The sequence below is a fragment of the Pauljensenia sp. UMB6358 genome, from assembly GCF_030216865.1.
In the GTDB taxonomy this organism is placed as follows: domain Bacteria; phylum Actinomycetota; class Actinomycetes; order Actinomycetales; family Actinomycetaceae; genus Pauljensenia; species Pauljensenia turicensis_A.
In genome coordinates this window covers 1-254 of sequence record NZ_JASOMS010000216.1, presented here as the reverse complement: position 1 = coordinate 254, position 254 = coordinate 1, and the positions used below count along the sequence as shown (strand labels likewise).

Here is a 254-nt window from a genome sequence, read left to right as displayed (position 1 = left end):
CCGCGTCCATAGGCGCGAAGAACTCAGATCGAGCTTTCGGAGAAATGTAGCCAGCAGTCACAGCTACGGTGCGCACGCCCGCCTCGTGGCATGCCAGAGCCGTATCGATAGCATACTCGGCGTAGATCACGGGATCGTTGTACGTGAATGCGACCGCAGGAATATGATGTCTCACTGCCGCGTCTGCGACCATATGAGGCGTTGCGCGTTCGGCCAGGAGGTCCCATTGTCGAGCCGCTGAGATCTCGTGGTTC

Annotated in this window: 1 pseudogene; it reads right to left on the bottom strand. The window is 59.1% G+C overall.

Annotation, left to right across the window (positions count from 1 at the left end):
- Positions 1 to 254 (bottom strand): annotated as a pseudogene (locus QP381_RS09230) (AmmeMemoRadiSam system radical SAM enzyme); the annotation flags it as partial.